Below are 639 nucleotides of genomic sequence, written 5' to 3' on the forward strand. Positions count from 1 at the left end.
TAGCAATAATAATTACATCATCGCGTTCAAATAATGCACTTGTAGCAGAATGTCGTAGTTGATCAATTTCATCATTGATTGAGGCATCTTTTTCAATAAAAGTGTCAGTAGACGGTACGTATGCCTCAGGTTGATAATAATCATAGTAACTTACAAAGTATTCCACCCTGTTTTCAGGAAAAAATTCTTTAAACTCACTATATAATTGCCCTGCTAATGTTTTGTTATGTGCGATAATTAACGTTGGTTTCCCAACTTCTTTAATAACATTACTCATCGTAAATGTTTTCCCTGTGCCAGTTGCACCTAATAAAGTTTGATGTCTTTTCCCCGCTTTAATACCATCCACGATTTCCTTAATTGCTTGCGGTTGGTCACCTTGAGGCTCAAAATCAGAATGTATTTTAAAAGGATAATGTTCAACCATTGTCACATATGCCTCCTCTTTCAACGTATTATTTATATTTCCGCTCAACTCTTCGCTTTCTCATTACATATTTTAGCAAAGTAGCCACACAAAAAGCAAACGTTTGTTCGTAAAAATGTCGAACAAAGAAAAACAAACATAGTTGTGCTAACTATGCTTGCCTTAAATCAAATCGTTTATCTTGTTATTTTTAGTATGTAAATACACATTAT

At 33.5% G+C, this 639-nt stretch carries 1 protein-coding gene; it reads right to left on the reverse strand.

All coding sequences use genetic code 11. The annotated features are described in order from the left end of the window. Positions 1–427: DEAD/DEAH box helicase family protein (locus IDG60_RS28215; protein WP_172407981.1), on the reverse strand; the 427-nt coding region annotated here is incomplete at its 3' end. Positions 428–639: the final 212 nt, after the last annotated feature.

Source organism: Staphylococcus sp. EG-SA-2 (genome assembly GCF_017152085.1).